7 protein-coding genes are annotated in these 7,700 nt (G+C 30.9%); 5 read left to right on the forward strand and 2 right to left on the reverse strand.

Annotation, left to right across the window (positions count from 1 at the left end; translation table 11 throughout):
* Nucleotides 1-64: 64 nt before the first annotated feature.
* The 3 genes from RMO53_RS02045 (at nucleotide 65) to RMO53_RS02055 (ending at nucleotide 3,965) form a co-directional block, all read left to right on the forward strand.
* Nucleotides 65-2,413, forward strand: coding sequence for a prolyl oligopeptidase family serine peptidase (locus RMO53_RS02045; RefSeq protein WP_310377685.1), 2,349 nt, complete (start codon nucleotides 65-67; stop codon nucleotides 2,411-2,413).
* Between the two features lie 73 nt (nucleotides 2,414-2,486).
* Nucleotides 2,487-3,434, forward strand: coding sequence for a phosphoribosylaminoimidazolesuccinocarboxamide synthase (locus RMO53_RS02050; protein ID WP_310377686.1), 948 nt, complete (start codon nucleotides 2,487-2,489; stop codon nucleotides 3,432-3,434).
* A 153-nt stretch (nucleotides 3,435-3,587) separates the two neighbouring features.
* Nucleotides 3,588-3,965, forward strand: coding sequence for an ankyrin repeat domain-containing protein (locus tag RMO53_RS02055; RefSeq protein WP_310377687.1), 378 nt, complete (start codon nucleotides 3,588-3,590; stop codon nucleotides 3,963-3,965).
* 65 nt (nucleotides 3,966-4,030) lie between these two features.
* Here the strand turns inward: RMO53_RS02055 and RMO53_RS02060 are convergent, their stop codons facing one another.
* A complete protein-coding gene (locus RMO53_RS02060) occupies nucleotides 4,031-4,498 on the reverse strand; it encodes a DUF1801 domain-containing protein (protein WP_310377688.1) in 468 nt (155 codons plus the stop codon).
* A 300-nt stretch (nucleotides 4,499-4,798) separates the two neighbouring features.
* Between RMO53_RS02060 and RMO53_RS02065 the strand changes: the two genes are divergently transcribed.
* A complete protein-coding gene (locus tag RMO53_RS02065) occupies nucleotides 4,799-5,536 on the forward strand; it encodes a hypothetical protein (protein WP_310377689.1) in 738 nt (245 codons plus the stop codon).
* Nucleotides 5,537-5,672: 136 nt separating this feature from the next.
* Here the strand turns inward: RMO53_RS02065 and RMO53_RS02070 are convergent, their stop codons facing one another.
* The gene (locus tag RMO53_RS02070; protein ID WP_310377690.1) at nucleotides 5,673-6,761 is read right to left on the reverse strand and encodes a M42 family metallopeptidase; all 1,089 of its coding nucleotides are present in this window, start codon (nucleotides 6,759-6,761) and stop codon (nucleotides 5,673-5,675) included.
* Between the two features lie 81 nt (nucleotides 6,762-6,842).
* Here RMO53_RS02070 and RMO53_RS02075 point away from each other — a divergent pair, with 81 nt between their 5' ends.
* Complete coding sequence (locus tag RMO53_RS02075; protein WP_310377691.1) at nucleotides 6,843-7,520, forward strand: DUF4294 domain-containing protein; 678 nt, start codon at nucleotides 6,843-6,845, stop codon at nucleotides 7,518-7,520.
* Nucleotides 7,521-7,700: the final 180 nt, after the last annotated feature.

Here is a 7,700-nt window from a genome sequence, read left to right on the forward strand (position 1 = left end):
TCGAATAAAAGCAATTATATCACTTTTCAAAGTATATTTTTGTCTCAAAATAATCTAAAATTAAATGAATAAATTTATTGTAGTTCTTATCTGTTTTTTTGTTGCAACTGTTAGTCAAAGTCAGAGTTTGAAATTAGAAGATATTATGAAAGGTGATACTTTCATTGGTGTTCAACCTGAAAATCCACGTTGGTCAGTGGATGGAAAAAAAATCTATTTCGAATGGAATCCAAATAAAGAATTGGGCTCAAGCACTTATTTTTGGGAAAAAGGATTCGATAAACCGCAACAAGTTTCCGCAACAGAAGCTTCGTTTTCTAAATTAAATTTTCTAAAAAGTACTTCTTCGGATTTAGTTTATTATACTTCAAATGGAGCTTTGTTTTCGTATGCTGTAAAAAGCAAAACCACAAAAAAAATCTACCAAAATAGTAATTCAGTTTCAAATTTGCAATTGGGGTTTGAAGATGGCACTTTGTTTTTTCAACAAAACGGAAACTTATTTAAGTACAATTCTAATGAGGGAAGTATTGTTCAAACCACAAATTTCAAACAAGGAAAAAAACTAGAAATTGTTCCTGATAAAGATACTTTTTTGAGTATTCAACAAAAAGAATTGTTTCAGTTTATAAGAGATCAAGAGGCAAATAAAAAATGGAATGAGGAAAAATCAAAAGCCATCAAATCAAATTTTCCTGAACCTTTTTATTATGATAAAAATAATTTTGGTTCTCTAAAATCTAGCCCAAAAGGCGATTTTGCTACTTTTAATTTAACGGAGATTAAAGAAAATAGAAATGAAAAAATGGAAGTTTTTATCACTGCCGATGGTTATAATAAATCACCGGACACTAAAGATAAAGTATCTGAAAATAATCTGATTGCAACAAAATTCGGAATTTACAATGCAGTAAAAGATTCGGTTTATTTTGTGAATTTCTCAACATTGAGTCACATTCAAGACAAACCAAGCTATTTTGAATTGTATGAAAACCTAAAAAGCCGACCAAAAACTGATAAACTTATTGTGGTCAATGCACCTATTTACAATCAAGATGGAACGTATGCAATATCCGAAATTCGTAGTCAAGACAACAAAGATCGATGGTTAGTGCGGTTGAATTTAGATAAAGGTACCTTTGAAGAAATTGAACATCAGCACGATGAAGCTTGGATTGGTGGACCAGGAATTCCTGCTTATTCATTTGGAACGGGAACACTTGGTTTTTTGGGTGATAATGAAACCATTTATTTCCAATCAGAAGCAACTGGATTTTCTCATTTATACACTTTTAATTTAAGGTCAAAAAAGAAAATCCAACTTACAAATGGCAATTGGGAAGTGCGAAGCGTAATTTTGGCAAATGACAAAAAATCATTTTACTTGACTACTAATACAACACATCCTGGAAATAGAAATTTTTATAAATTGAATGTTTCTGATGGTATTTTGCAACCTATTTTGACAAATGATGGCGCACACGAAGTGAGTTTATCACCGGATGAAAGTACCTTATTAGTACGTTATTCCTTTAAAAATAAACCATGGGAATTGTATCTGGCCGATAATATAAAGAATACATCTTTATCTCAAATCACTTATTCTACTACCAATGAATTCAATGCGTATCCTTGGCGAAAGCCCGAAGTAATTACTTTCAAGGCTCAAGATGGAACAACAGTTCATGCCCGATTGTATAAGCCTGAAATTACAAATACTAACAAAGCTGCAATACTTTTTGTTCATGGCGCAGGTTACTTGCAAAACGCCCATAATTACTGGAGTGCTTATATTAGAGAATATATGTTTCATAATTTATTGACTGATTTGGGTTACACCGTTTTAGACATCGATTATAGAGCAAGTGACGGTTATGGACGCGATTTTAGAACAGGAATTTATAGATTTATGGGAGGTAAAGACTTGACAGACCAAATTGATGGTAAAAAATATTTAGTAGATAATTACGGAATAGATGCAAATAGAGTAGGGATTTATGGTGGTTCATACGGTGGATTTATTACGCTAATGTCACTATTTACTGCTCCAAAAGAATTTGTTTCTGGTGCAGCAATTCGGTCGGTTACTGATTGGGCACACTACAATCACGGGTATACCGGAAATATTTTAAACTTTCCAGAAACAGATCCAGAAGCCTATAAAAAAAGTTCTCCAATTTATTTTGCCAATAAATTTGAAGGCAATTTGCTCATGCTACACGGAATGGTCGATAATAATGTAGAATACAAAGATGTAGTACGGTTGTCACAACGATTGATAGAATTGGGGAAAAAGAATTGGAATTTAGCTATTTTTCCTGTTGAAGCACACGCTTTTACAGAAACTTATTCTTGGGTTGATGAATACGGTCGCATTTTAAATTTGTTCAATGCTACGCTTCTTAAAAAGTAACGATTTATGTAGCGGAACAATTTTTTTATCTCTTTGAAACAAACTATTTTTGCAAAAACAACTCAATTGAATAATGAATACAATAACTACAACCAATTTTAATTTTCCGAATCAAAAATCAGTTTACAGAGGCAAAGTTCGCGAAGTTTACAATATTAACGATGAACTTTTAGTCATGGTTGCCACTGATAGGCTTTCGGCGTTTGATGTGGTTTTGCCAAAAGGAATTCCGTATAAAGGACAAATCCTGAATCAAATTGCTACCAAGTTTATGGAATTGACCCAAGATATTGTTCCAAACTGGTTAATTGCCACACCAGATCCAAATGTTGCCGTAGGTCATTTGTGCGAGCCTTTTAAAGTTGAAATGGTCATTCGAGGTTATTTATCAGGTCATGCTGCACGAGAATATGCTCAAGGTAAAAGAGAAATTTGTGGTGTAAAAATGACGAAAGGATTAAAAGAAAACGATGCATTTCCTGAAGCAATAATTACACCAACAACCAAAGCTGATAATGGTTCACACGACGAAGATATTTCACGAGAAGATATTTTATTAAAAGGAATAGTTTCAGAAGAAGATTATTTAGTTTTAGAAAAATACACCCGAGCATTATTTCAAAGAGGAACGGAAATTGCTGCTAGTCGCGGATTAATATTAGTAGATACTAAATACGAGTTTGGTAAAACCAAAGACGGTGTAATTGTACTTATCGATGAAATTCACACACCTGACTCTTCTCGTTATTTTTATCTTGAAGGATATCAAGAACGACAGGATGGAGGCGAAGACCAAAAGCAATTGTCAAAAGAATTCGTGCGTCGATGGTTAATAGAAAATGGTTTTCAGGGACTTGAAGGGCAAAAAATACCTAATATGACCGATGAATATATAGAGACTGTCTCCGAGCGATATATTGAATTGTATGAAAAGATTTTAGGCGAAAAATTTGTAAAAGCCGATGTGTCTAATATTTATAATCGAATAGAAAATAATGTCTTAAATTATTTAAAAAAGTAATACGCTGTAGTTTTTATAAACCTCGCAATTGCGAGGTTTTTTTTGCTTAATGTTAAATGCAAGTTATAATTTAAAATACAGTGTAACAAAAAATAAGTTTATAAGTCTATTACTATAGATATCATTTAATCATCAATCAAAAATCAAATCATTATGAAAAAATCTATTATTGTTTTAGGATTAGCTCTAGTAACATTTGCAAATTCATCATTTGCTAGCACTGTAGAAAAAGCTATTATTAAAAAAGAATTTGTAAAATCTGAAATCACTCCTTTATGTGCTGCAATAATCAAAGGAGATGTTGTAGCCGTAAAAAAAATTATTGAATATGGTGCAGATCTAGAGGAGACTACAAATAATTTAACACCATTAATGGTAGCTGCACGCTATAATAAGGCAGAAATAATTAAACTCTTATTAGCAAATGGAGCAAAAAAATCAACTAAAAATGAAAACGGATTTACAGCATTAAAATATGCAGAACTTTCTAATGCTCAGGATGCTATTTTGATATTAAAAGAAGCAAAATAAATTCTCTAAATCAATTAAATCAAAACTCCATGACTTTATAGTTTTGGAGTTTTTATTTTATATTCTTATAGCCCTTTTTTGGGTTTTATATTCGATTCGTAGCTGTGAATCCATTCTTCGAGTGAAATTTTTTTGACAAGTTCTGCGATTAAATCAAATGGAATTTGGTCTATTTTTTTAAATCGTATGCATCCTTTCCCCATATCTAGTTTTTGATTACTGTATTTTGGGTATTCAGATTTGAACCATTCTAATAATTCAGGTTTGACGTAAATACCCATGTGATATAATGCAATAAAATTCTTTTGAGAGGCAATGCCCATAAATGGTAGCGGGAGTTTTGGATTGCAGTGATACCCATTTGGATAGATCGAATGTGGAACTACATAACCCAAGTTTCCGTAACTTAATTCTTCTTTGAAGCCTTTTGGAATATTGTTTAAAATAATCTCACGAAGCTTCATGAAGGATGATTTTCTCTCTTCGGGAAGTTCATTTATATAGGCTTCAACTGTTTTTGCTGTACTTATCATTGTGATTTGTTTTAGTAAAGTTACTAAAAATCTTTAGTTCTATATCTATTTTTCGTTTATATTATAAAAGTACAAAACAATATATATAAATGTATTATTGACATTAATACACTGATAATCAATAATTAAGATAATAATTTTAAATAATAAAAAAACTCTAAATGTTAAATAAATGTTAAATTTAAGTACTATGTAAAACAAGATACCTGTTTTTAGATATATATTTGCATAGGATATTATTATATGTTTTTACAAACAACAAAAATTTAAATAAAAAAGTAACAATTAAAATTAATTATCATGAAAAAATCAATCATTTATTTAGGAATCGCATTGGTGGTTTTTGCCAGTGTAAGTAATGTAACTTTTAACACCATCAAAGAAGTTAAAGTTTTAAAAATGAAATCAATCAAAAACATTTCAAATTTACAAAGGACTTCACTAAAAACAGAGGAAGCTACTTTTGAAAAAACAAATGCATTTCAACCAGTTTTTAATTGTGAGACTAATGTTAAGGAAGATTTTAAAATGGCTTCGGTTTATGTAGTAAATGAAAATAATGAAACAATCGAAAGTGTTCCTACAATCAAAATCGAAAAAAATGCTAACCAACTAATTGCAGAAGATAATGCCATTACTGAGAATACGATTTCTAACGAGACACAAGCTTTGGATTATAATATTATAAATAACAGTTCATATGCTTATGAAATTATCGAAAGTATTTCTACAAGCAAAATCGAAAAAACAGCAGATCAACTAATTGCAGAAGACAATGCGATTACTGGGAATACGATTTCAAACGAGGCGCAAGCTTTGGATTTTAATATTATAAATAACAATTCTTATGCTTATGAAGTTGTCGAAAGTGTTCCTACAATCAAAATCGAAAAAACAGCTGACCAACTAATTGACGCAGACAACGCCATCACCGAGAATACGATTTCAAACGAGACATATGAATTGGACTTTACCCTAATCAATAAAAATCAAATCTTTATAATTGAGAACAATAATTCGTTAGTTGTTCTAGAATAAGTAAATTATAAAATATATTTTCGAAATCGGGCCAAGTAAAGTATAGTTTTACTAAATGTAAAAGCACCATTATGGTAAGATAATGATGCTTTTTTTATATTTAATAATTACGAAAAGGCGATTGTATTTTGATCAATTATTTAAAATATGAAAATGTTTCGTTGTTTTCTATTTTTAATAATGTTTCATAAATTAATTTAATTACATTTTCCACATCATCACGATGCACCATTTCAACTGTTGTATGCATGTATCTTAAAGGCAAAGAAATCAATGCCGAAGCCACACCGCCGTTACTGTATGCAAAAGCATCGGTATCGGTTCCAGTAACTCTTGAAGAAGCCAGTCTTTGAAACGGAATTTCTTTTTCAGTAGCAGTATCTAAAATTAATTCTCTTAAATTATTTTGTACTGCTGGTGCGTAAGTAATTACAGGTCCTTTTCCTATTTTTATTTCTCCTTCAATTTTCTTTTCAATCATTGGAGTAGTAGAGTCATGGCAAACATCGGTAACAATTGCTACATTAGGTTTAATGGTTTTTGTAATCATTTCAGCTCCACGAAGCCCAACTTCTTCCTGAACAGAGTTAGTTATATACAACCCAAAAGGAAGTTTAATTTTATTTTCAAAAAGCAATCGTGCTACTTCGGCAATCATAAATCCACCCATCCTGTTATCAATGGCGCGACAAACAAATTTATTCTCGTTAAGAATCATAAATTCATCAGGATATGTAATTACACAGCCTACATGAACTCCTAGTGCATCAACTTCTTCTTTTTTTGAACAACCTATATCAATAAATAAATTGTCGATTCTTGCCGTTTCTTCTTTTCCTCTATTTCTTGTATGAATCGCTGGCCAACCAAAAACCCCTTTTACAATTCCCTTTTTGGTATGGATGTTTACACGTTTTGAAGGCGCAATTTGATGATCAGAACCACCATTTCGAATTACATATATTAAACCATCATCAGTAATATAATTGACATACCAAGAAATTTCATCTGCATGACCCTCAATAACTACTTTATAGGGAACATCAGGATTTATCACCCCAACTGCGGTGCCATAAGTATCAGTAATAAATGTATCTACATAAGGTTTTAAATATTCCATCCAAAGTTTTTGCCCTTCGGCTTCATATCCTGTTGGAGAGGTGTTGTTGAGGTAGTTTTCTAAAAATGTAAGAGAAGTCTTTTTTAATATCGATTTTGAACTCATAAAATTATTTTTTGCTAAATTATAAATTTGGCATTACAGTTGTGTATATAATTTATAATTTTGCTAAATAAATTTTGTTTCATGAAAATTTTCAATTTTTTTTCTTTTTTCCTTTTTTTGTTTATAGGATCAAATGCGCAAGTCATACAAAAAGACACAACTAAAATGGGTTATGTTTTAACCGAAAACGACTCAATACTCAGTGATACTATTCAACTAGAAGAAATTATAATTCATAAGTCAAAACTAGATCCTGAAGCTAAAAAACAATTTTTACTACTTCAAAAACGTATTTACGTAACATATCCATATGCAAAACTAGCCTCTGAAAGATTGACATTATTAAATTATGGAATGGCTAAATTAAAAACGAACAGAGAAAAAAAGAAATACTTTAAAATTGTAGAAAACTATTTAAGTAATGAATTTGAGACAAATTTAAAGAAACTTTCACGCAAACAAGGTCAGATACTTGTGAAATTAATACACAGGCAAACCGGCAATACTACATATGAATTGGTAAAAAATCTGAAAAGCGGTTGGAAAGCATTTTGGTCAAACACCACAGCAAAAATGTTCGATATTAATTTGAAAACTGAATATTTGCCCTATCAAGTAAATGAGGATTATTTAATAGAAACCATACTTATTCGTGCTTTTGATTCGGGTCGATTAATAAATCAAAATCCATCTAAGCCAGTAGACTATGAAAACCTCACTGATTTTTGGTTGACAAAAGCTAATAAATTAAATCATTAAATATTTTTGACGTTCCCATATAATTACGGGTAATTCGTTTTAATTTCGAATAGTTAATTTTTCTAATTAGCTAAATCCCGCTCACCGTTTCAATCTTGTTTAAAAAAGCTGAATTTTTCTAGGCCAGCAAAGGAGCTTCGTTTGGGCGCTCTATTCTGTCAAGAAAAAGGCAGTTTTTTA

This window comes from Flavobacterium sp., assembly GCF_031409475.1.
Lineage (GTDB): Bacteria > Bacteroidota > Bacteroidia > Flavobacteriales > Flavobacteriaceae > Flavobacterium.